Annotated in this window: 24 protein-coding genes and 1 tRNA gene; 11 read left to right on the top strand and 14 right to left on the bottom strand. The window is 66.5% G+C overall.

Features of this window, described 5'->3' with window-relative positions:
- The first annotated feature begins 202 nt into the window (after positions 1-202).
- Positions 203-1,126: an NAD-dependent epimerase/dehydratase family protein gene (locus AB0M15_RS33095; protein WP_363827073.1), complete on the top strand. Its 924-nt coding sequence runs from the start codon at positions 203-205 to the stop codon at positions 1,124-1,126.
- A complete protein-coding gene (locus AB0M15_RS33090) occupies positions 1,123-3,336 on the top strand; it encodes a glycosyltransferase family 2 protein (protein WP_363827069.1) in 2,214 nt (737 codons plus the stop codon). Before AB0M15_RS33095 ends, AB0M15_RS33090 begins: the two co-directional genes overlap by 4 nt.
- Here AB0M15_RS33090 and AB0M15_RS33085 read toward each other — a convergent pair.
- Complete coding sequence (locus AB0M15_RS33085; protein ID WP_363827064.1) at positions 3,254-3,979, bottom strand: class I SAM-dependent methyltransferase; 726 nt, start codon at positions 3,977-3,979, stop codon at positions 3,254-3,256. The two genes, AB0M15_RS33090 and AB0M15_RS33085, sit on opposite strands and share 83 nt — an antisense overlap.
- 148 nt (positions 3,980-4,127) lie before the next feature.
- On the opposite strand from AB0M15_RS33085, the gene AB0M15_RS33080 reads away from it, so the two are divergent.
- Positions 4,128-5,285 carry an NAD-dependent epimerase/dehydratase family protein gene (locus AB0M15_RS33080; RefSeq protein ID WP_363827058.1) on the top strand — a complete coding sequence of 386 codons (1,158 nt, stop codon included), beginning with the start codon at positions 4,128-4,130 and terminating at the stop codon, positions 5,283-5,285.
- Here the strand turns inward: AB0M15_RS33080 and AB0M15_RS33075 are convergent, their stop codons facing one another.
- The 6 genes from AB0M15_RS33075 to AB0M15_RS33050 all read right to left on the bottom strand — a co-directional run bounded on the left by AB0M15_RS33075 (position 5,286) and on the right by AB0M15_RS33050 (position 10,189).
- Positions 5,286-5,966, bottom strand: a complete 681-nt coding sequence (locus AB0M15_RS33075; RefSeq protein ID WP_363827056.1) for a methyltransferase domain-containing protein — start codon at positions 5,964-5,966, stop codon at positions 5,286-5,288.
- 46 nt (positions 5,967-6,012) lie between these two features.
- On the bottom strand, positions 6,013-7,014 hold the full coding sequence (locus AB0M15_RS33070; RefSeq protein WP_363827053.1) for an alanine racemase: 1,002 nt from the start codon (positions 7,012-7,014) through the stop codon (positions 6,013-6,015).
- 4 nt (positions 7,015-7,018) lie between these two features.
- Positions 7,019-8,149: a peptidoglycan bridge formation glycyltransferase FemA/FemB family protein gene (locus AB0M15_RS33065; RefSeq protein ID WP_363827050.1), complete on the bottom strand. Its 1,131-nt coding sequence runs from the start codon at positions 8,147-8,149 to the stop codon at positions 7,019-7,021.
- Between the two features lie 66 nt (positions 8,150-8,215).
- A complete protein-coding gene (locus AB0M15_RS33060) occupies positions 8,216-9,067 on the bottom strand; it encodes a hypothetical protein (protein WP_363827047.1) in 852 nt (283 codons plus the stop codon).
- Positions 9,055-9,210 carry a hypothetical protein gene (locus AB0M15_RS33055; protein WP_363827044.1) on the bottom strand — a complete coding sequence of 52 codons (156 nt, stop codon included), beginning with the start codon at positions 9,208-9,210 and terminating at the stop codon, positions 9,055-9,057. Before AB0M15_RS33055 ends, AB0M15_RS33060 begins: the two co-directional genes overlap by 13 nt.
- A 46-nt stretch (positions 9,211-9,256) precedes the next feature.
- Positions 9,257-10,189, bottom strand: coding sequence for an SDR family NAD(P)-dependent oxidoreductase (locus AB0M15_RS33050; protein ID WP_363827041.1), 933 nt, complete (start codon positions 10,187-10,189; stop codon positions 9,257-9,259).
- A gap of 144 nt (positions 10,190-10,333) precedes the next feature.
- Between AB0M15_RS33050 and AB0M15_RS33045 the strand changes: the two genes are divergently transcribed.
- Genes AB0M15_RS33045 through AB0M15_RS33035 form a run of 3 tightly spaced genes read left to right on the top strand, consistent with a single transcriptional unit; the run spans position 10,334 to position 12,359 of the window.
- Complete coding sequence (locus AB0M15_RS33045; protein ID WP_363827038.1) at positions 10,334-10,903, top strand: TetR/AcrR family transcriptional regulator; 570 nt, start codon at positions 10,334-10,336, stop codon at positions 10,901-10,903.
- Between the two features lie 10 nt (positions 10,904-10,913).
- On the top strand, positions 10,914-11,630 hold the full coding sequence (locus AB0M15_RS33040; protein WP_363827035.1) for an SDR family oxidoreductase: 717 nt from the start codon (positions 10,914-10,916) through the stop codon (positions 11,628-11,630).
- A 30-nt stretch (positions 11,631-11,660) separates the two neighbouring features.
- Positions 11,661-12,359, top strand: coding sequence for an MFS transporter (locus tag AB0M15_RS33035; RefSeq protein ID WP_363827032.1), 699 nt, complete (start codon positions 11,661-11,663; stop codon positions 12,357-12,359).
- A 111-nt stretch (positions 12,360-12,470) separates the two neighbouring features.
- Here AB0M15_RS33035 and AB0M15_RS33030 read toward each other — a convergent pair whose 3' ends face one another.
- Together AB0M15_RS33030 and AB0M15_RS33025 are read right to left on the bottom strand one after the other, a co-directional pair.
- Positions 12,471-13,046: an HD domain-containing protein gene (locus tag AB0M15_RS33030; protein ID WP_363827030.1), complete on the bottom strand. Its 576-nt coding sequence runs from the start codon at positions 13,044-13,046 to the stop codon at positions 12,471-12,473.
- A gap of 14 nt (positions 13,047-13,060) precedes the next feature.
- Positions 13,061-14,185, bottom strand: coding sequence for a helix-turn-helix transcriptional regulator (locus AB0M15_RS33025; RefSeq protein ID WP_363827027.1), 1,125 nt, complete (start codon positions 14,183-14,185; stop codon positions 13,061-13,063).
- A 95-nt stretch (positions 14,186-14,280) separates the two neighbouring features.
- On the opposite strand from AB0M15_RS33025, the gene AB0M15_RS33020 reads away from it, so the two are divergent.
- The 5 genes from AB0M15_RS33020 to AB0M15_RS33000 all read left to right on the top strand — a co-directional run bounded on the left by AB0M15_RS33020 (position 14,281) and on the right by AB0M15_RS33000 (position 17,075).
- The gene (locus AB0M15_RS33020) at positions 14,281-14,496 is read left to right on the top strand and encodes a hypothetical protein (protein ID WP_363827021.1); all 216 of its coding nucleotides are present in this window, start codon (positions 14,281-14,283) and stop codon (positions 14,494-14,496) included.
- Between the two features lie 640 nt (positions 14,497-15,136).
- Positions 15,137-15,367: a hypothetical protein gene (locus AB0M15_RS33015; RefSeq protein ID WP_363827019.1), complete on the top strand. Its 231-nt coding sequence runs from the start codon at positions 15,137-15,139 to the stop codon at positions 15,365-15,367.
- A 197-nt stretch (positions 15,368-15,564) separates the two neighbouring features.
- Complete coding sequence (locus AB0M15_RS33010; RefSeq protein WP_363827014.1) at positions 15,565-15,825, top strand: hypothetical protein; 261 nt, start codon at positions 15,565-15,567, stop codon at positions 15,823-15,825.
- Between the two features lie 6 nt (positions 15,826-15,831).
- On the top strand, positions 15,832-16,614 hold the full coding sequence (locus AB0M15_RS33005; RefSeq protein ID WP_363827010.1) for a DddA-like double-stranded DNA deaminase toxin: 783 nt from the start codon (positions 15,832-15,834) through the stop codon (positions 16,612-16,614).
- Complete coding sequence (locus AB0M15_RS33000) at positions 16,611-17,075, top strand: Imm1 family immunity protein (protein WP_363827006.1); 465 nt, start codon at positions 16,611-16,613, stop codon at positions 17,073-17,075. Before AB0M15_RS33005 ends, AB0M15_RS33000 begins: the two co-directional genes overlap by 4 nt.
- Before the next feature lie 568 nt (positions 17,076-17,643).
- On the opposite strand, the gene AB0M15_RS32995 is transcribed toward AB0M15_RS33000, so the two are convergent.
- From AB0M15_RS32995 to AB0M15_RS32975, 5 genes are all read right to left on the bottom strand, one after another.
- Positions 17,644-18,120 carry a hypothetical protein gene (locus tag AB0M15_RS32995; RefSeq protein WP_363827003.1) on the bottom strand — a complete coding sequence of 159 codons (477 nt, stop codon included), beginning with the start codon at positions 18,118-18,120 and terminating at the stop codon, positions 17,644-17,646.
- Positions 18,035-18,454 carry a hypothetical protein gene (locus tag AB0M15_RS32990; protein WP_363827000.1) on the bottom strand — a complete coding sequence of 140 codons (420 nt, stop codon included), beginning with the start codon at positions 18,452-18,454 and terminating at the stop codon, positions 18,035-18,037. Before AB0M15_RS32990 ends, AB0M15_RS32995 begins: the two co-directional genes overlap by 86 nt.
- 84 nt (positions 18,455-18,538) lie before the next feature.
- The gene (locus tag AB0M15_RS32985) at positions 18,539-19,264 is read right to left on the bottom strand and encodes a hypothetical protein (protein WP_363826997.1); all 726 of its coding nucleotides are present in this window, start codon (positions 19,262-19,264) and stop codon (positions 18,539-18,541) included.
- Positions 19,265-19,718: 454 nt separating this feature from the next.
- Positions 19,719-19,795 (bottom strand) — tRNA-Lys (locus AB0M15_RS32980).
- Between the two features lie 177 nt (positions 19,796-19,972).
- Entirely contained in the window at positions 19,973-20,776 is an 804-nt protein-coding gene (locus AB0M15_RS32975; RefSeq protein ID WP_363826994.1) for a hypothetical protein, read from the bottom strand.
- Positions 20,777-20,799 lie beyond the last annotated feature (23 nt).

The raw sequence follows: 20,799 nt of genomic DNA, 5'->3' as shown, positions 1-20,799 counted from the left end.
GCGGAGATCCATCAACGCTCCTTGCACGACAAGACCGGCGTACGGCGGTCGCCGCGTACCGGAGATTTACGCGGCCCCGATGACAAGGTTGTCAGCCCGCGTCCGGGGTGATCTTCCCCATCATCGTCACCCCTGGTCAAGGGTTCATCGCGGACCGCTTGCGGCCACCGGCGAGTTGGAGCGGCGACGGTAGGTTGCTGTTATGGACGGATTCGACGACAGGGTGCTCGTGACGGGTGCCTCGGGCTTCATCGGGCGGGCCGTGGTGGCTGCGCTGCGCGAGCGGGACCTGCCGGTGACGGCGGTCGACCGGGAGCCGCCGGATGCGTCGTGGGCCTCCGATGAGGGGGTCACGGCGATCACGGGTGACCTGGCTGAGCAGGAGGTCTGCATCGCGGCCTTCGAGACGCGGCCGCGGGCCGTGGTCCACCTGGCGGCGCTGACGTCGGTACTGCGCTCCGTCGACGCCCCGATGCGTACCTTCGCCGAGAACGTCACCATCACCCAAGTACTGCTCGAGTTGTCCCGGGGTAGCGGCGTCGACAGCTTCGTGATGGCCTCCACCAACGCAGTGGTCGGCGATGTCGGCACCGAGACGATCACTGCCGACCAGCCGTTGCGTCCGCTCACGCCGTACGGCGCCACGAAGGCAGCGGGCGAGATGCTGCTCTCGGCGTACTCCGGTAGCTACGGCGTGGCGACGGCTGCCCTGCGCTTCACCAACGTCTACGGCCCGGGTATGTCGCATAAGGACAGCTTCGTGCCGCGCATGATGCGAGCCGCCCTCGCCGGTACCGGGGTGAAGGTCTACGGCGACGGCCAGCAACGCAGGGACCTCGTGTACGTCGATGACGTGGTCGCCGCCGTGCTCTTGGCTCTCGACACCCGGTTCGATGGTCGCGCGATCATCGGCTCGGGCAACTCGGTCTCGGTGCTCGACCTGGTCGAGACAGTGCGCACGGTGACGGGCGCCGCAGTGCCCGCTGAGCATGTGGAGGCACCGGCCGGCGAGATGCCGGCAGTGGTGGTCGACGTGTCTGCCAGCGCGGAGACGCTCGGCTACCGGCCCACGGTGTCGCTGGAGGACGGCTTGGCACGGACTTGGCAGTACTTCCAAGCCCAGTGAGAAGGGCGCTGCGGACGCACTGGTTGCTCGCCATCTTCCTGGTGGCGGGCCTGGTACTGCGGGTGCTGGCAACCATCGCCTACCGACCGGCGATCATCTACGTCGACTCGGTCCAGTACCTGACCAACATGAAGGACCTGAAGCCCGATCAGCTCAACCCGATCGGCTACGACTTCGTCCTGAAGCCACTGGTCGACCTCGGCGGCCTCACAGGCGTGGTGATCGTGCAGCACCTGGCCGGACTGGCTATCGGCGTCGCCATCTATGCAGTGGCTCGGCGGCTCACGGTCTATCGCTGGCTGGCCGCAGTGGCCGCCGCACCGATTCTGCTCGACGCCTACCAGGTGCAGATCGAGCAGAACATCATGTCGGAGACCACCTTCGCCGTACTGCTCGTAGCGATCCTCTGGACTCTGCTCGGCTGGGGCAAGCCCGGCTGGAAGCGGGCACTGCTCGCAGGACTCCTCCTGGGCGCCGCCTTCGCAGTACGCACGATCGGCCTGACCCTGATCGTCGCTGCGGTCCTGTACCTCGTCGTAGTCGGCTCCGACTGGCGTCACCACCGCAGTCGGCTCCTTCTGCGGACCGCTGCCGCCCTGGCCGGTTTCGCCGTCGTCCTCGGCGCCTACGTCGGGTACATGCACAGCGAGACGGGCAAGTGGGCCGTCTCGGGCTCGGACGTCACAGTCCTCTACGGCCGGACTGCGCAGGTCGCCGACTGCGCCAAGCTCCCGCTCGACGCGGGCACCAAGCTGTTCTGCCCGGAGGAGCCGCTCGGCCAGCGACTGGGTGTGGATAAGTACGCGCACAACCGCTACGGCGACCCGAACTGGCCTGGACCGCTGCCACCCGGCACCACCAAGCAGGAGCTGGCCAAGGAGTTCAGCTCGCTGGTGATCAGGCATCAGCCGTTCGATGTCGCGTGGGCCGCGCTCAAGGACTTCCTCAAGGGCTTCGCGCCGACCAAGACCACCTCGCCGGACGACGTACCGCTCGAGCGCTGGCAGTTCCAGCTGACCTACCCGAACCTCGAGGATCCCCACACCGCTGAGGCCTCGCAGGAGTGGGGTGGTCAGGCGCCACACGTCAACCACGGCCCGGCCGCCGTACTGCGTGCCTACCAGCTCAACGGCGGGTACACGTCGGGTCTGGCGCTGGGGTTCGGGGTACTGATCGCACTGGCCGCCGTAGCGGGGGTTGGCCGGGCTAAGCAGTCAGGGCTTCGTGCTGCAGCTCTCTTGCCGGCAGGGGCTGGGGTGATCCTGTTGCTGGGGTCCGCGGCCTTCGAGTTCTCCTGGCGCTATCAGCTGCCGGGGTTGGTGTTCTTCCCGGTCGCTGGGGCGATCGGGTTGCGGGCCATTCTCGGTAAGGATCAAGCGAGGCCGGCGTTGGGGAGTTATCCGGAGCAGACTGATTCGGAGGCGCTGGACGATTTTCGGGCCAGACATGGCGTGGTGGCTTTCGCGCCGGTCGTGGTGGTGATTGCGGCGTACAACGAGGCTGGTGGCATCGGGGCGGTGCTGGCGAATATGCCCAAGACCTGTGCGGGGTTGCCGGTTGATGTGCTCGTGGTGGTTGATGGGGCCGAGGACGATACGGCGGAGATCGCTGCAGCTCAGGGCGCCTACGTTTGTGTTGCCCCGCGCAACCGTGGGCAGGGTGCCGCTTTGAGGCTCGGGTATCACCTTGCTGGGCAGGGTGGAGCGGAGTACGTGGCAACTACTGATGCCGACGGGCAGTACGACAACGACGAGCTCGACGTGTTGCTGCAGCCGATCCTGGAGGGCAAGGCGGACTTCGTCACCGGCTCCCGCCGGCTTGGTGAAGAGGACGCGGACAGCAGGCTGCGCTGGCTCGGGGTTCGCGTTTTCGCTGTCCTGGCGTCGATTCTGACCCGGCGGCACCTGACCGACACGTCGTTCGGGTTCCGCGCGATGCGGACGGCCCTTGCCTGCAAGGTGACGCTGCGGGAGCCGCAGTACCAGTCGTCGGAGCTGCTGCTCGGAGTACTGGCCAGTGGTGCCCGCGTGGTCGAATTGCCGATGACCATGCGGCGCAGGGGAGACGGTACGAGCAAGAAGGGACCGGGACTCGTCTACGGCGCCAACTACGCGCGGGTGATGACCACTACTTGGCTGCGGGAGTACGTGCCACGCACAGTACGGTTTGGCCGAAAGGAACGCGTACCCGACGCTCGACCGCCCGGGTGACCGGTACGACGACCCGGTCGTAGATCGCCACCAGCTTCGGGTTGGGCGCAGTACTGCCACCGCGCCGTACCGCTGCCCACCAAGCGATCCCGCCCAGCAGGTTGACCGGCTTGGAGACCTCCACGGTCAGGCCTGCTCGCAGTACCGCGTCGCTGACAGTGGCTGGTGTGTAGCGGCGGAAGTGCCCGACGCGACGGTCGAACTCGCCGTACAGCTGCTGGTAGCCAGGTACCCACAACACGATGGTGCCGCCGGGCACGACGAGTTTCGCCAGCGCGGCCAGGGCGCCGGCGTCGTCCTCGATGTGCTCGAGCACGTTGATCGCGATCACCGATTCGACCGGCTCGGCCAACTCGAAGTCCTTGCCTAGGGCAAGTTGTCTGGCCTCCACTTCGGATCGGTCGCTGAAACGCTTGTCCAGCAGGGAAACCGCGCCCGGGTCCGCGTCGGTGACGACCAACCGGTCCAGACCGGTCAGCTCCGCGGCGAACTCGCCGAGTCCCGCGCCGACCTCGAGCACGGAGCGTCCGCAGTACGGTGCGATCAGTTCCCTTTGATAGCGGCGATACCGCGGCTGGTCGGCGCCGCCCTGCTCGAGGGCGCGCCCGGTGGCGTTGCTGAAGGCTCCGGCATGTTCTTGCATCCAGCCCATTCTGCATCGTCCGCCCCAACGGTTGCCGCTGCGACCGGATTCACAGGAGATTGCCAGCTTCCAACCAGGTGAATCCTCCATCAGCTGGGTACACATGACAGGACAAAGGCAACATTTCCGTCCGGAAGGTGGTTGGTCCGTGCGCGTTCTCGTCCTGGGTGGTGACGGTTACCTGGGGTGGCCGACAGCACTGCATCTGTCCGACAGCGGACATCAGACAGCGGTGCTCGACAACTTCGCGCGGCGAGGTTATGACCGGGAACTCGGTGTCGACAGCCTGGTACCGATCGAAGACCTCGACACCCGGGTGGCAGCCTGGCAAGAGGTGTCGGGACAGCAGATCACGGCGCACACCGGTGACCTGTGCGATGCCGACTTCGTCTATCGGGTACTTCGCGAGTACCGGCCCGAGGCGATCGTGCACTTCGCCGAGCAGCGGGCCGCGCCGTACTCGATGATCGACCGGCAGCACGCCGTGTACACGCAGCAGAACAACGTGATCGGCACCCTCAACCTGATGTACGCCATCGCCGAGGTCGACCCGGACATCCACCTGGTCAAGCTCGGCACGATGGGTGAGTACGGCACGCCCAACATCGACATCGAGGAGGGCTGGCTGGAGGTCGAGCACAACGGGCGCAAGGACCGGATGCTCTACCCGAAGAAGCCGGGCTCGTTCTACCACCTGAGCAAGGTGCACGACTCGCACAACCTGGAGTTCGGCTGCCGGGTCTGGGGACTGCGCGTCACCGATCTCAACCAGGGCGTGGTGTACGGCCAGCAGACTCCGCAGACGATCCGCGATCCGCGGCTGGCGACCCGGTTCGACTACGACGCGGTGTTCGGCACGGTGCTGAACCGCTTCGTCATCCAGGCAGTGCTCGGCGAGCCGCTGACCGTCTACGGCACCGGCGGTCAGACCCGTGGCCTGCTGGACATCCGGGACACCATCGAGTGCATCCGGCTGGCGGTCGAGAACCCGGCGGACGCCGGCGAGTTCCGCGTCTTCAACCAGATGACGGAGAGCTTCTCGGTCGGCGAGATTGCCGAGCTGGTCGCCGACACCTTCCCCGGTCCGGTCCAGGTCGACCACTTGGAGAACCCCCGGGTCGAGCAGCCCGAGCACTACTACAACGTCAAGCACACCGGCCTGGTCGGCCTCGGCCTGCAGCCGCACCTGCTGTCGGACACGCTGATCGAGTCGATGTTCCCGATCGTCGCCGAACACAAGGACCGGGTGAACCTCGGCGCCCTGCTGCCAACCGTCACGTGGCGCGGTGGGCTGAAGACCGGCTAGCTAGCGGGTGCCGGTGACGACGAGGATCGGGGCGATGGCGAGGAAGCGATCGCGTCGGCCTCGATCGGCCTGCTCGGCGAGCCAGCCGTCGGCGTCCTCGCGGGTGATCAGCGCCTTCTTGATCGAGGCCGTCGCGGCGTCCGCCAGGTCGTCGGCCAGTTGCTGATAGTCGGTCGTCACCCGGGTGTGGACGGCGACCTCCACCTGGTGGAAGCCGGTGTCGAGGAGGAGATCGCGGTAGCTCCGGGCCGCCCGCGGCGCCACCGACCGGGACTCCAGCCCGAGGCCGATGACGTCGGTCAGGTCCTGGTCGTCGCTGTCCAGCAGCAGGAAGCCGTAGTCCTGGCCGATCAGCGCGATCCGCCCGCCAGGGCGTAGTACCCGTCGGGCCTCGGTCAAGGTCGGCAGCGGATCCGGCAGCAGGTGGAAGAGGTTGGCGGCGCGGTAGCCGTCGACCGACTCGTTCTCGAGGGGCAGGTCGTCGGAATGTGCCACGTGAAACACCGCGCCGGGCGTCCGCTTGCTTGCGCCGGCGATCACCTCGGGATCTGGATCGATCCCGATCGCCTTGACGTGCGCGCTGGTCAGCGCGGCGACGGCGGTCCCGTCGCCACAACCGACATCCACACAGGTGTCACCGGCGCCGAGCCGGAGGCCTGCCAAGAAATCGTAGTCACCCATACCGTCCAGGCTCGAACTTCAGGTGCACCTGAAGTCAAGCCCCGGCTCAGTCCATCGAGATCTTGTCGAAGACCGTGGTGGTGAAGCGGACGTCCACGCCGACCTCGTCGCCGACGGCCGGCGGGGCCACCGAGGACGGCAGGAACAGCATGCTGGCCTGCATGTGCGGCGGCTCGGCGAACCAGCGCTGCTTGCCCTCTATCGTGAACGGCGACAACGCCATCCCGGCCGCGTCCAGGCTGCCCTTGGCCATCGCGATCGCGCGCTGCCGGACGGTGGCCGCCGCGGTCGGGGCCTCCAGGCCGACGCCGTGGGCGGTACCACCGGAGACGACCAGGATGTGCCCGTCGCCGGCCACCCGGCGCTGCCGGTAGCCGACGCGTTCGCCGCGGCGTACCGAATGCACGTCGAGCACGGTCGCCCGCACGGTGAGAGCGCCGCGGTCACCGAGCCAGAGGCCGGTACCCATCCGGAGCTTCACGTTGTCGCCGATGTCGGCCAGCTTCTGCGCCGGTACGTGCGACACCCAGACCGGTCCGTTGCGGACCGCGCGGGCGGCGCGACTGAGCTCCTGAGCCTCCCTGATGTTCGCGGACGTACCGCCCGCGCCCATCGGGAAGTGCAGCGACCAGCCCTCGAACTTGATCCGGTCCAGCGCGTTCAGCAGCATCGTGTGGCGCAGCTCGCGGGCACCGATGCCGTGCCGGCGCATCGACGTCTGGACCTCGATCAGCACCCGGCTGCCGGCCGGGATCGAGACCAGGTCGGCCAGCCGGCTGACCGTGTGGATGACGTTCTTGCCCTGCGGGATCTCCAGGAACGGCCGCCACGGCGTGAGCACCACGACGTCGTCCTTGAAGTCCGGCGGGACCTCGTTGTACGTCCCGACCGCCACCGTCCGCGCGCCGAGCGCGCGGGACTCGGCCAGCAGCCGGGTGTTGCCGACGCCGTACCCGTTGCCCTTGGCGACCGGGACGATGTCGGGGTTCCACGTGGAACGTAGGTGGTCGCGCCATCGATCGGAATCGATGTGCAGGATCAGGGGCATGTTGTCATCGCCGTCTCATGTAGAGGTCGAATGCGGTGTAGAGCGCCTTGTTCAACGGCAGATCCCACTCACCGACGTACTCGACGGCTTCGCCGCCGGTGCCGGTCTTGAACTGGATCAACCCGACATGCGAGTCGTTCGGGTCCAAGGTGTCGGTGATGCCCCGTAGGTCGTACACGAACGCGCCAGAGTTCAGCGCGTCCCTCATCATTCGCCACTGGATCGCGTTCGATCCACGGACGTCTCGCTTCTCGGTCGAACTGGCACCGTAGGAGTACCAGGAATGACCGCCCACCCGAACCCAGATCGTCGAAGCGACCAGATCGCCTTCGTGGTAGGCCATGTACAGCCGGAAGTCGCAGCAGTCGGCCGGCTGGGTCGACATCGCCTCGTACATCTTCTGGAAGTACGGCAGCGGCCGCGGGGTGAAGTGGTCCCGCTCGGCCGTCAGCACGTACAGCGCGTGGAAGGCCTTCAGGTCCTCCGCCGTGCCCAGGCTGACCTCGACCCCCAGCTTGGCCGACTTCTTGATGTTGCGCCGCCACTGCTGGTTCATCCCGGTCAGCAGGTCTTCCTCGGTCTTGCCGGCCAGCGGCACCTGGAAGACGTACTGCGGTTGGCCGGCCGCGAAGCCCTCGACCGCTCGCGGCGCCTTCCAGCCCAGCGCGCGCAACTGGGCCGCCACGGTCGCGCCGGACGGCTCGATCACATCCGGGCGGACATCGCCGAGCTTGGGCTGCTGCCCACCGGCGATGGCGTCCTTGATCGTCTGCGCGCGCCAGCGCCGCATCGGCACCGGCGGGCCCATCCGCAGGCCGAAGGCGCCCTGCTCCAGGCAGTGCGCGGCCAGCGGACGGAGGTACCGGCCGAGGTCGATCGCGTCCCAGTCGATCACCGGGCCCTCGGGCAGGTAGGCGAGGTAGCGCTTGACCTTCGGCATCTGCCGGTAGAGCACCAGGGTGACGCCCAGCAGATCGTTGGGAGCAGCCGGATCGAACCAGCCCAGTGACTCGGCCTTCCACTCGCTCTTCACCGCCGCCCAGCCAGGGGTCTGCAGGAAGCTGGCCGAGGGCTGCGCCGCGAGGTAGGCGGCGTGCTGCTCGGCAGAGATGGTCCGGATGCTCAAGTCACTCACGGTCGGTCAGGTTACCGGCCCGAGGCGCCAGACCGTAGCCGAGCCGGGAACCTGACCGCTTACCGCTCAGCTGAGTTTGATCAAACGAGACCCGTGAGCGGGCACATTCGAGGCAGTCCAGCTGCTGTTGAAGCTGCCGAGATCCGTCCGCGCCACCAGGTCGCGGACGGTCTTGTTGCCAGTCAGACCGAGAGAACTCCAGGTCACCGTGATGTTGGTCGACGATGATCCGAGGTTGTAGACGGCGGCGTAGGTGACGCCGTTGATGACCTTCTTCCAGACCTGCGAGTTGCCTGCGGTGATGCGGGTCGGCAGGACGGCCGCCTGGTCCACAGCGACCACCTCGGGGTTGGTCAGGATGGCGATGGCCGAGTTGTCCATCCAGTAGACGTCGCCACCGACGTACAGAGGAGCCGACCCCATCGACCAGAACGTCATCACCGACTGCCGCTCGGCGTCGTTGAGTCCGTCCTGGAGTGCGCTGCCGGTGTTGTTGTTGATCGGCATCGAGTCCAGATCGGGCAGGTAGCTCGGGGTGACCTTGCTGAGCCAGTTGGGCAGATCCGCCCACCGGTCGTCGATCGAGCTGGTCCACGTCGACGTCGTACCGCAGTAGCACTCGACATCGGTGTCGATCCGTACGCCGTTCGCCCACGGCCGCAGTCCGTCGCCGGCCGCAAGGTCGACCGGCCAGGCACTGGCGGTCAGCCAGATCGAGCGGCCGGACTGGTCGATCGCCTGCGAGATCGCCTGGATGTCGGGCACGTTGTCGGCCGTCACCCCGTCGACCTTTAGGAAGTCGACGCCCCAGGACGCGTACTTGTCGATGATCGAGTTGAAGTACGGCTGCGCGCACGGCTTGCTGTAGTCGACCTTCCAGTTGCCGCCCCACTTGTTGGTGGGCGTCAACGGCAGCACGACGATGTCGCGGACGGTGCAAAGGGCTTGGCGAAGCTGGTCTTGGCTTCGGTGGTGGTTCTGGCTTCGGCGGTCGTGCCTGGTGCGACCGCTGCGAGCAGCGGCAGCACCAGGGCGATGCGCAGTACACGAGTGGAGATCATCGGGGCGGTCCCTCCATCGAGAGCAGATAGAGGGACCGTACGATAATTAACTCAGGTAAGAAATAGTCTCGAGGGAGATCTCCCAGAGGCGGTTCGCGGCTTCCGGGTCCAGCGCATGCTCGGCTACCCCGGACATGCCCGGTACTACGGTCGGCTCGGCCTCGTTGACGTCTTCGAAGTACCGGCCGCTGATCCCGTCGATCAGCGGGGAGCCCGCCAGCAGGGCCGAAGTCGCGGCGCCCTGCTCGGTCGACTTCCACGGGAAGCTCTCGAAGGTCGCCTTGAGAGCCGGGTCTTCCTCGTCGATGTGCCGCTGCAGGCCACTGCGAATGCCACCGGGCATCAGCGCGTTGGTGATGATGCCGTCCGGCGCCCAGCGCTTGGCTGCCTCGACCGCGAAGAGCACGTTCGCGGACTTGGACTGGCCGTAGGCGACCCAAGGGTCGTACGGGCGACGCTCGAAGTGGATGTCGTCGAAGTCGACGCCGGCCCGGTGGTGGGCCGAGGAGCTGACCGAGACGATCCGGGCGTCCCCGGCTGCCGCCAGCGCGGGGTGCAGCCCGAGGGCGAGTCCGAAGTGGCCGAGGTGGTTGGTCGCGAACTGGTGCTCCCAGCCTTCCGGCGTACGGTTCAGCGGCTCGGCCATCACGCCGGCGTTGTTGACGAGGATGTGCAGCGGGCCCTGCCAGTTGGTGGCGAACGCTCGGACCGAGGCGCGATCGGCGAGCTCGAGCGGAGCGACGTACAGGCCCTTGTTGCCGGTGGTCGCGGTGATGTCGGCGGCGACCTTCTCGCCGGCTTCGACGTTGCGGACGGCCAGCGTGACCTCGGCGCCGGCGGCCGCGAGGGCTCGGGCGGTTTCGACGCCGATGCCGGACGCGCCGCCGGTGACGACGGCCCGGCGGCCGGTCAGATCGACACCGGCGAGAACCTCCGCGGCGGTCGATTCGCGAGTGAAGGGGGTGGTGATTCTGCTCATCCGACTCTCCCTGTCCGAGCTATGGTTTAACCGGAGGAGCCTCCGGTAGATCCCCAGTTAACCGGAGGATCCTCCGTTTCACCAGCCCACGCCTGGGTCGGCTAGGTTCTGGGGCGTAGCGAAGGCGTCGAGAGGGGGATCGGGATGAGTGCGACCAGTGAGCGGCCGCTGCGGGCGGACGCCCAGCGCAACCGCGATCTGCTGCTCGACGCCGCCGGCAAGGCCTTCACGGAGTGCGGCCCGGACGCGACGCTCGAAGGCATCGCGAAGAACGCCGGGGTCGGGATCGGCACGCTGTACCGGCACTTCCCGACCCGGGAGGCGCTGGTCGAGGCGGTCTATCGGAGCGAGCTCGCCGCCGTCTGCGCGGCCGCGCCCGAGCTGCTCGCTGCGATGCCGCCGGTCGAGGCGACTCGAGCGTGGATGGATCGCTTCGTCGATTTCATGACCCGCAAGATCGGGATGGCCGACGCGCTGCGGGCACTGATCGCCTCTGGAGCAGATCCGTACGCGCACAGTTTCGAGCTGCTGACCGGAGCGATCCAGCCCCTGCTGGAGGGGGCGGCCGCGGCCGGCGAGATTCGGCCGGACTTCTCCTCCGAGGACGTGCTGATGAGCCTGAGCGGGGTTGCGCTCGCAGCGAGCTCCAATCGCGAGCAGGCCGGTCGCTTGCTCGACTTGCTGATGGATGGTCTGCGCTACCGCTCCTCCTAGGGTGGGGGCCATGCAGAGAGTGGCGCTGGTGACCGGGTCGACCTCTGGGATCGGGGAGGCGACGGCACGACGGTTCGCTGCTGACGGTCTGGCTGTGGTGGTTCACTCCCGCAGTAGCCGGGATGCTGGGGTCGCGCTGGCTTCCGAGTTGGGTGGGTCCTATCTGCAGGCAGACCTGTCGCAGGAGGCCGAGGCCGCTGGGTTGGTGCCTCGTGTGCTTGCTGAGTTCGGGCGGCTCGACGTACTGGTGAACAACGCCGGCATCAGCTGGCCGGTGCCGCATGCGGAGCTCGATGGGTTGTCGGCAGCGGACTGGCGCCGTCTCCTAGAGGTGAACCTCATCGCACCGTGGCTCCTCTGCACCGCGGCCCTGCCCGCCCTCCGCGAGTCCCACGGCGCGATAGTCAACGTCACCAGCCATGCCGGCGTACGCCCCAAAGGCAGCTCGATCGCCTACGCGGCGACCAAGGCCGCCCTCAACCACGTCACCAAACTTCTGGCCGCTGCCCTCGGCCCCGAGGTCCGCGTCAACGCAGTGGCCCCCGGTCTGGTCGACACCCCCATGACAGCGGACTGGACCGAAGCCCAGACCCTGTGGAAAACCCTCAGCCCGATGCGCCGCCCCGCCCAACCCGCGGACGTCGCCGACCTGATCGCGTCGATCGTCGGGCATTCCTACCTGACCGGCGAAGTGATCATGCTCGACGGTGGACTCAACCTGCGCTAAATGTCGGTGGCAGCTTCTACGCTCGGGCGCGTGCCGTCACTGAGTCAGGACTTCCGGCGGCTGTGGGCCGCTTATGCGATCAGCGCGATCGGGAGCGGGATCGGGTACGGCGCGCTGCCGCTGATCGCTGTCCTCGTGCTGGACGTGAGCACCTTCCAGGTGGCGTTGCTGGCCGCATTGTCGGCGCTGGCGGGTGCCGCGCTGGCGTTGCCGATGGGGGACTTGATCGAGCAGCGGCGCAAGCGGCCGGTCATGATCGCGGCGGATGTGGTGCGGTTCGTCGCGTTGCTGAGCGTGCCGGTCGCGGTGGCCTTCGATGCGCTGACTTATCCACAGCTATGTGTGGTCGGCGTGGTGCAGTCGGCAGCAGTGATCGCCTTCACAGCAGCGAGTGGCGCGCATTTGAAGGCGCTGGTGCCTGTCGAGGGGCGGGCCGAGGCGAACAGCCGGTTCGAGTCGACTACCTGGACGACGCTGAGTGTCGGGCCGCCGATCGGTGGTGCGCTGGTCAGTCTGGTCGGCGCTCCGCTGACGCTGGTGATCGATGCCGTGTCGTACCTGCTCTCGGCGGTTGGGGTCCGGCGCATTCGCAAGCCTGAGCCGGAGCCGGTCGCACGGCCTGGCAAGCGCGACGTCGCTGCAGGGTGGCGGTACATCTGGCGCGATCGCGGGCTCCGCACGCTGTTCTGGAACTCGCAGCTGTTCGGTGGGCCAGAAATGACCTACTGACCGTATCAGCGCTCCACGGTCTACGCGCAACCTGTGGCCGTGTGCCTGCCGGGGCTACTGCTGCGCCTGGCAGGCGGCAGGCGCCCTTCTGAGGGCCGTTGAGGCCGGGCGCTAGCGGTTGCGCCAGGCGAGCGGTGAGACCGTTAGCGCGGCCTCGGCGAGCCGCTTGCCGAAGTCTGTCTTGATCTTGGAACGGGAGGACTCGATCCAGCCGTCGACTCGGGTGTAGCCAGCTTCCTGGTACTCGACGGCTTGCATCAGGCATTCGAGCCGGTCCGCGTCCTTGGCACAGCGAGCTTCGATCGTCTCGCAGGCCTCGTACTCCGTTACGGCGTCCCGCACGCTCTTGGCCGCACGATCGGGTAGCCCTGCGATCTGGTCCTCGGTGATCCGTTCGTTGGACGCCACCTCGACGTACGGGCGGGCGCTGTGCGGAATGTCGCCGATGCGCGTCTCCTGCGAGTCATGCCACATCCCCATGTACGCAGCACGGGCCGGGTCGCCACCCTCCTCAGCGGCGATCAGTGCTGCGAGTTGGGCAACGCGAAGGCTGTGCTCAGAGACAGATTCAGGATCGCGTACTCCGGCATGCCACCAGCCCGCGCGGCGAAGGCGCTTGAGAACGCCCATCTCGTAGGCGAAGGCGATGGTGCCCGAAGCGTCCTGATCGGTCGTGTTGTCTGCCACGGTCCATCCCTTCGTCAGCGGCCAGCGAGTTGCACAGCGCACCGCAAGTTAATCAACTCGTCCCGCGTCTCGCCGTCGAACCCCGCATCGAGAGCTTGCTCAACACGGTCGCCGGTCCTCAGCCGGAGGTTGTGATCCCGCCTCAGCAGATCGGGCCGTGCGAGGACCAGCACCCACAGGCTGTGAATGTTCAGATGACTGTGCACGTCGTTGTCCAGGTGCTTCAGAAGGTGCGCGGCTAGGCGGCCTCCCGCCCAGCCGTGCTCATCTGCCCCAGCGATCAGGTACGAGTCGTCCGCGTAGGACTCTGTGATCTCGCCCAGCCAGTAGGCCCAATAAGCCAGATTGGCTGCTGCGTGATCCTCTCGGCTGAGGGTGTGCTTGATGAAGTAACGCAAGGGATCGCTGTCTCCATGACGGGCGAGTGCGACCGTCGCGGACCGAGCGGCGATGCCAGCAGGCAGGTCCGCCGAGGGTGACCCGGCAACAAAGGCACGCTGATGTTCAGCAGCGAGCCAGTCGGCGGACTCCTTACGCCGATCGAACCCCAACAGGTACGTGGCCTGGCGGCGCAGCACGGGCATCTGAGCTGATTGCCGAGAGTCGACGGTCGCCAACAGGTGATCGAAGAAACGAGCCTGGTCCCCACTGGAGAGAATCGGGTGTTTGGCGACGGGCCCTCTCGCGGGTGTCAATACGAGGTCCCGGAGAGGTGGCGGCAAGATGCCCGTGAACGGCCAGGTGATCATGTGAACAAGCCTCTGCCGGTGGACCGCAGCAGCAAGCGGGTTGAAATCCACGCTGATGGGTTGTCCACCTGCTGCGATCGCCAGCGAAAGGATGCCGTCGGCCTCGATCGCGTCCTGCAACGTTCCGACAGCAGCTCGGGCGCCCCCTAGCATGACCAGGCGCGTCTTCAGACGGAGCAAGTCGGCAGCGCGCTGGGCTGTCAGTGGCCGCTTGCCGGTCTCCCAGCCTTGAATCGTGCTGATGTCCACACCGAGGCGCTCAGCCATATCGGTCTGAGTGAGGCCGATCGATCCACGGATCAGTTTCAGGACAAAGCCTGAGACCACGCCAACCTCGGAGCTTGGACTCACCAAACCCCGCATGCCGGTACGACTTTCGGATGCCGCCATCGCCTGAGCTAACACCCTCCCCGCTCACGGTCAGTGCAATAACACGTACTACCAGTCAGTTCAGCATAGTTCGGCGATCCGTGATCGTTGACGGCATGTCCACACACGAAGTTGTCGACGGGGTGGAGTGGGCCGGTGGCCACGACGAAACCCCCTCGGAGGTCGACGGGAGCCCGCGCGGCTGGCCTGTTCTGCATGCAGACGAACCGTGCGATGGCACCAACCCGATGACCGGACGGCGATGCATCAGCGGCCACCACAAGGGCCACCACAAGGACGCGTCGGGCGCCGAGTGGCTAGACGAAGAGTGACTCCATGAGCAGTGGGGCGGGTGACGGTTCCGAGGCGTTGACCCGCCTCGCTCCAAACCTCCGCAAACCTTCGGGCGGATCGGCCTGCGGAGATGAGTACGGGGTGCGGCGGTTTGCAGTCCGCTCCCCGTACGACGGAGAGCAGAGCACCGGTTGGACGGCCGGGCTCTGCGTGTGCGGGGAAATCCCCTGGACCGCACGAGTGGCCCTCAGCGCGGCCTCACCAGCGCTGAGGGCTACCTCCGGCTCTTTCAGCGCGGCAGCGAAGAACGCGGGGCGAGCCCAGGGCAGAGGCAGAACGGAGAACGGCAAATGGGGTGGCGTCGGTGGCTACGTCGGATGGAGTCGTGGGCGAGGTGGCCCTATGAGCGGGCTTACGGGCACGGGTGGGATGAGGCACTGGGAATGGCTGTGGACGACCTTGAGGAACTCATCAACGTCTCCGCCGGCCCGAGCGTTTCCAAGGCCGATGCACGGGCGCTCGCACTCAGACTGCGACGCGAGGCCGAGGAATGACCTGCCCGGATCTCGTTGTGGCGGCAGCCTCGTGACTGGAGGCGATACACGTCCAGCGCTGTACGCGTTTGTCCATGAGCAGGTCTTCAGATCGGCACGGGAGGCAGCAGACGTCCGAGGATGGATGGCGCATTACGCCAGCCGTTCCGGCTATCGCTTGGAGAAGGTCTTCACCGAGAGGCCGGAAAGGCCGGACGCGTTCGCCTCCCTGGTTGACGCGGTGATTCGGGACGGCGTCACGTGCGTGCTGATTCCCGGTGAGGAGCATCTCAGGTCTCTTGCCGTGACAGCCGACTTGAAGGCGCGGCTAGAACGAGCGGCCGACCTTCGCATCCTGCCGTTGGGCGGCAACTGATGCGGCGGGCTACTGGCGATGTTGTCGTCCACGACTGCGGCATGTGCCGCAGTGCACTGGTCGCCCGCTTGAGTACCTCGGCGCGGTGTCCGACACCTCGCGACACCGCGCCGAGGACTCCCAAGACCCGGTGTGCGGGCGTACCGCGCCACTGCGCCCGCACGCCGTTCCACTTCTTCAAGCGTGAGGAGCAGGGAATGTCCGTTGTCGAACAGCTACGCGGCCAGTTGCATGCCGTTGCCCAAGATGCCAACCAAGGGGCCGCCAGTCTCGGTGGCTTCCAGAACAAGTTCAGCCAGGCCAGTCAACAAGTGCTTGCCCTGATCCAGGGGTCGGCGACCGGTGCTGACCGCGACATCGCCGAGGTGTTGGATGCGGCGTCCAAGTCGCTGGCTTCGGCGGTCGAGTCATTGCAGATCGCGTCTCACAAGTGCGGGCAGTACGCCCAGCAGCTCTAGCCGCGCATGCCGTCCGAGTTGCAGAGGGTTGCCGGGGACCTGGTTGCCTGCCTTGACCTGATGCCCCGGGTCATAGAGGCGTTGCAGGAGCGAGCCCGGCGATGTCGGGAGGTGGCCGGGTTTGTCGGTGGTCTGTCGAGCGGGAGTCCTGCGTTGCAGGCTGCTGCCTACCATCTGGACGCTGCCGCGAACGAGTGTGAGAAGGCGGCGCACTTCTGTGAGATCGCGTATCGGCAGGCCCGGAACTGGGCCGTGCAGATGGTGGGCGACACCGGCGGCGGGCCGACATCGGGAGGAATTCGGGATGCTGCCAGACCTACAGGTGGTCCGGCCGTAGGCGGCGCGAAGCCAACTGCATCGGCAAAGCCGGGATCGACGGTGACACGCCCGCCGGACGACGGTGGCGATCCGGACGCGCAGGCGGTCATCCGCCGGTTGCCGGTGCGGGAGAACGACGAGGGAAAGACGCGAGGGTTGTGGACGGACGGCGACTGTCAGGAAAAGCCCCTGGTGAGCGGGAACGGCCACTACCAAAAGCTTGCCGACGATCACGCGGGACGGCTGGGTCTCCCGCCCATGTCCAGCACGTCGCATGTCGAGATCAAGTTCGCCATGTTCATGCGGGAGCGAGGACTACGGAATGAGACCATCTTCATCAACAACCGGCCGTGTCCGGGTGAGCGGAGCTGCTCGGAGTGGGTTGAGCTGTTCCTTCCACCGGGAGCGAAACTCACGGTCCATTGGCCCAACGGAGGTCCGTGGACGTTCTACGGAAGGGGCAAGCAATGAGCTTCACCGCTAGGGGCTACTACCTGCACGAGCACGATGAAAGCCCCGTCGAGATCCGGACCGCCGACGACGTGCGGGGATTGCTCGGCGCCATGCTGACCCAGCCGAAAGAGTCGTCGGTCGTCACGCTCTACATCGCGGAGCGTCCCAAGCTGGACATCGGTGGAGCTGACCACGAGCTGCGGATTGGTGTCCTCGCCGACCGCAAGGTAGGCAGCGTGAGTTTCATCAGCGGCAAGGATCGGCACTACGCCAAAGGCGACGCCGACCCTGATCCGATCCGGTACCAGTACGCCGGACACCTGGATCTTTTCCCGGCTGACTCGCTAGTTGAGCTGGACGTGCTCCTGGCGGTTGCTACTGACTTCCTTGTGTCTGGCGCCGAACGGCTTCCTCAGGGCGCGGAATGGGCACCTTGGCCCACGGAGCCGTTGGACGAGGACGAGGGCGGTTGGTTCTGACGATCGCCTTGCCGCGTTGACGGTTGAGGCCGGGCGACTGGCGAGCGGCTGTGAGCCCGGCTCACCAACGCGGCAGTGGATTGTATGGCGAGGGGCAGGAGGCAGTACAGGGGCGGCGTTTTCCTACCTTTCTTTAGTGCGATCGCGCATTAGAGAAAGGTAGGGAAACCGTGCCCCGAAGGTGCCCCGTGCCCCTCGCTGGAGTTCCTAGGGGGGCAGGGGACACCCGGGGGCGGGCTTTACCTACCTCTCTCTTAATGCGATCGCGCATAGAAGAAGGTAGGGATAGAGCTGCCCCGGGGTGTCCCCTGCCCCCTACCGCAGCCCCACCATGCCCGCGATTGAGCGCGCTTCAGCACGACGAATAGCCCGGCCTCCGAGAGGTCCGGGCTATTCGTTGCAGTGGGCACCTGTCAGGCGGGTGCGTACGTGATCCGGCGGATGCCGGTCGGGTCCACCGGGGTGTGCGCTGAATAGCCCCAGATGGCCACCTGAACGCCTTCCACGGACTTGGAGAACTCCAGGCGCCTCGGGGCGGAAACCAGCGACAGGAATGCGCCAGGACGCATCAAGTAGGACGCGGCCAGCGAACACGCCACGGTTCCCTCACGGACGCCAGACTCATGCGCGGTGGCTGCTCTGCGATCAGCGAGACGAGCCGTTCACCGGCGGTGGATCGCGCGGCCTCCAGTGGCGCCGACAGGGCGGTCCCCAGAAGCAGGGTTGTCAGGTCTTGCGTCATCTCACCCATGGCGAGCGAGAACAACGCGCCCGACAGACCATCAACCAGGGCGGTGTTCACGCCGACTGCGGGCACGGCGGTCAGGGTCGCGGCGGCCAGGGCAGCGGCGGCGCGCTGTTCGGCCACCTTCAGATACGCGGCCTGCATCCGCGACCACACCAGGTTATTGGCGCTCAGCGCGCCCTTCGTGTCGAAGACCTCGCGAGTGATGGTGACCTCACCGGAGATCGGCGCCGGGGTGACCGTGTTCGCCCGAGACGACGAAAGACCCGGAGGCGGGCGCCTGGCCTTCGGTATGCGCACCCGCAAGCGAGCCCTCAGACGTCCACTGAGGGACGATCTGCGGGGCGCCGTCAGTGATGCCTTCGGGAGCCATCGTCGTGTCCAGAAGAGGTGTGCTGGAGCCGGGGGCGTCCAGGTAGAGATCTGGTCGGCCTTCGGTAGGGATGGCGCCCGGTACGGCGGCCTTGTTCACGGCGAACTTTGCCGAGGTGACGAAGTTCCTCACGCGCGTGGCGGCCTGGCGGTCACGGTCCAGGCCGGCGGCCAACACGTCGGCGGCGAAGGTCGGGGGAACGCCGTGAAAGTGCGGCGGATCCGTGCGGCGCGTCTTGATATCCAGGCCGTACATCTTCATTCGTTTTGCCTTTCCAGGTGGGGCCGTTGCGGGGAGCAACGGAATTCGCAGTGAGTCGAAACGATTTGGGAGTGGTGGGCATGCTCAGATGGAGAAGACATCTGAGGCCCGCGAGTCGCGGCCCGGCGAAGTCCGGTCGAGCCGCGCCCACGTTCGGCGCTGAGTTGCAAGATCCTCGGCGGCCTTCAGGGCGTCTTCGCGCTGCGTGCGGGCGTCGTGCACGGCGGACAGGATCGTCCCTGGTGCAGAGATGCGGACGGCCGCGTGTGCGCGGTGAATGATCGCGGCGACAGCGGAGAGGGCTTCGTAGCGAGCGAGGAGCTTCCCAGCCTCGGGGTGGAATTCGTCTAGCTCGTCAGCCCGGGCAACAACGCGGGCAGTCTCGGCGTACAGGTCGGCGCCGATGGTGTCCAGTTCGGTGCGGCCCACCTGCCATGCCTTGGCCGAGATCGTGGAACACGCGCGCTGGACGGCTCGCCACGCCGGGGTGTCACCGGCCAACGGGTCCGTCAGGGCCGGATGGCGAACAGCGAGATCGGCCGCCGATGCGCGGCCCGACACGAGGTCCGCCACCAGAGCGTCAGCTTTCGCGGCGACGGCATCGGCGCTCTTGTTCTGCTCGACACAGTAGGCCGAATACAGCGCGTCGGCCTGGCGGACGAGCGCTGAAGACTGAGCGAACGCGTCGGCGCTCACCGGATAGTCGGTCTGCTCAAGGAGACGGCGCTGAGCAGTGCGCAGTTCTGCAGTAGCGGACCAGACCTTGTGCGACTTCGCGGCTGTAGGTGTTGCAGCATGACGGCGGAGCATCGAGTTTCTCCTTGTTTCGTTGGGGTTTCACACGTTCGCTTCGTTGGTGAACGGGTGATTTGGTCGCGCCCGCGGGAAGGGGGCAGCGGGCGGCTTCGGGGGGAGAGAAATCAGGCGGCGGTGATCTGGCCGCCTCGCCGGCCGGGAAGAAACGCGGGCGACGTGCGGCGCCCATCGCGTTCACCAATTCGTGCGTGGACGCGGTTTCGGTGTGAGTGACCGTGGGTCGCCGCGCTCCAGGTTGCAGGGCTCGCACGCCGCGCGGAGATCGTCCAGTGACTCGCTCAGGCCACGGCCAAGGATGTGGTCAACGTGGGTGGCGTGCCCCGTGCACTTCGGGCCACGGATCTGGCAGCGGTAGTTGTCACGCTGTAGGACGAGCAGGCGCGTGCGGCGCCACGCGGCGTCCACCGGGTGAGTGGCCGACGACAACGGGACTCCTCGGTGGGCGCGATGGGTGGACCCCTAGGAATCGAACCTAGGACCCGACGCTTAAGAGGCGCCTGCTCTACCAACTGAGCTAGCGGTCCATGACAGGGGCCAGGCCCCGGGTGTGCAGGCCTGGCAGGGGGTGGGGCATGTGACTGGACCCCTACCCACCACGAGGGCGGGAGGGGTGGCTGTACGGCGTGAGGGGGTGGGGGTGTTACACATGCTCTGCGCATCGCCCTGTGGGTTGCTGCGATGCTGAGCGCCGGTGCAGTTTCCTTACGTGCTCTTCGTCTTCTTCACTGCGTCTGTCGCGACCGTCTTAAGTCGAAACTTGGCAGTGGCGCGCTCGTCAAGGTCTTGCACGATAAGCCGAGATGCCAGCAGCGATTCGTACCCATCGCGGCGTGACACCTCGTATTCGTCACCGACTTTCAACGCGGCGTCGCCGCTGACCCGCAGATACCGTTCGTCCACGCGCCCTCGCCGATGCACGAACAGATTGCGCACGGCCACTGCTTCGCCGAACCACCGCTTGAGTTGGGGATCATCAGTGATGGTTAGCTTGAGGCGGTCGTTGAAGTAACGCTCCAATTCCGCGTAGCCCTTAAACGAAAGGTCAGTCACGCGTCGATCAGCCGCCCACTGTACGAAGTCATCAAGGGACTCGTGCGCAAGGACGTCCTCAAGCGCTACTGACTCCTGGCTTCGCAGGGTCGCAGGGGACTGAATGAAGATCTCGCGCAAGATCTCGGCGAGGTAGACGAGCAGGTTCTCAACGCTCCGCACGAGGGAAACCTGCGCGCGGGTCGACTCCGTCGCCTCCAGCGACTCCCTCACGACCTCGGTGTTGTGAATGATCGGTTTCAACACCTCTTTGAGGTCCCGACGAGCCATGTCCTCCAAGAAACCCACGATGGCGTCTGTTAGATCCTCAAGGTTGGACACGGCCGTCAGTTGAAGACTGGTGAAGACGAAATCCTCATAGAACTGGCGATAGAAGGCGTTGCTAGCGACTGTGGCATGGTCAGGTGGCGACATCCACCCGCGTCCTTGCACCAAGTCATCCGTTAGTCGCTGCATGCACAAATCCTAAAGACCGTCCT

Origin of the sequence: Kribbella sp. NPDC051718, from assembly GCF_040681515.1 — a bacterium.
Taxonomy (GTDB): Bacteria; Actinomycetota; Actinomycetes; order Propionibacteriales; family Kribbellaceae; genus Kribbella.
This window is presented reverse-complemented; position numbering and strand designations above follow the sequence as displayed.

Bases quoted from the DNA above. Each gene is read 5' to 3' on its own strand.
- AB0M15_RS33040 (WP_363827035.1), top strand. From the start codon at position 10,914: ATGCAGAGAGTGGCGCTGGTGACCGGGTCGACCTCTGGGATCGGGGAG.
- AB0M15_RS33095 (WP_363827073.1), top strand. From the start codon at position 203: ATGGACGGATTCGACGACAGGGTGCTCGTGACGGGTGCCTCGGGCTTC.
- AB0M15_RS33020 (WP_363827021.1), top strand. From the start codon at position 14,281: ATGTCCACACACGAAGTTGTCGACGGGGTGGAGTGGGCCGGTGGCCAC.
- AB0M15_RS33075 (WP_363827056.1), bottom strand. From the start codon at position 5,966: ATGGGTGACTACGATTTCTTGGCAGGCCTCCGGCTCGGCGCCGGTGAC.
- AB0M15_RS33050 (WP_363827041.1), bottom strand. From the start codon at position 10,189: ATGAGCAGAATCACCACCCCCTTCACTCGCGAATCGACCGCCGCGGAG.
- AB0M15_RS33015 (WP_363827019.1), top strand. From the start codon at position 15,137: ATGGCGCATTACGCCAGCCGTTCCGGCTATCGCTTGGAGAAGGTCTTC.
- AB0M15_RS33070 (WP_363827053.1), bottom strand. From the start codon at position 7,014: ATGCCCCTGATCCTGCACATCGATTCCGATCGATGGCGCGACCACCTA.
- AB0M15_RS33045 (WP_363827038.1), top strand. From the start codon at position 10,334: ATGAGTGCGACCAGTGAGCGGCCGCTGCGGGCGGACGCCCAGCGCAAC.
- AB0M15_RS32975 (WP_363826994.1), bottom strand. From the start codon at position 20,776: ATGCAGCGACTAACGGATGACTTGGTGCAAGGACGCGGGTGGATGTCG.
- AB0M15_RS32990 (WP_363827000.1), bottom strand. From the start codon at position 18,454: ATGAAGATGTACGGCCTGGATATCAAGACGCGCCGCACGGATCCGCCG.
- AB0M15_RS33000 (WP_363827006.1), top strand. From the start codon at position 16,611: ATGAGCTTCACCGCTAGGGGCTACTACCTGCACGAGCACGATGAAAGC.
- AB0M15_RS33055 (WP_363827044.1), bottom strand. From the start codon at position 9,210: ATGATCTCCACTCGTGTACTGCGCATCGCCCTGGTGCTGCCGCTGCTC.
- AB0M15_RS32985 (WP_363826997.1), bottom strand. From the start codon at position 19,264: ATGCTCCGCCGTCATGCTGCAACACCTACAGCCGCGAAGTCGCACAAG.
- AB0M15_RS33005 (WP_363827010.1), top strand. From the start codon at position 15,832: ATGCCGTCCGAGTTGCAGAGGGTTGCCGGGGACCTGGTTGCCTGCCTT.
- AB0M15_RS33010 (WP_363827014.1), top strand. From the start codon at position 15,565: ATGTCCGTTGTCGAACAGCTACGCGGCCAGTTGCATGCCGTTGCCCAA.
- AB0M15_RS33025 (WP_363827027.1), bottom strand. From the start codon at position 14,185: ATGGCGGCATCCGAAAGTCGTACCGGCATGCGGGGTTTGGTGAGTCCA.
- AB0M15_RS33085 (WP_363827064.1), bottom strand. From the start codon at position 3,979: ATGCAAGAACATGCCGGAGCCTTCAGCAACGCCACCGGGCGCGCCCTC.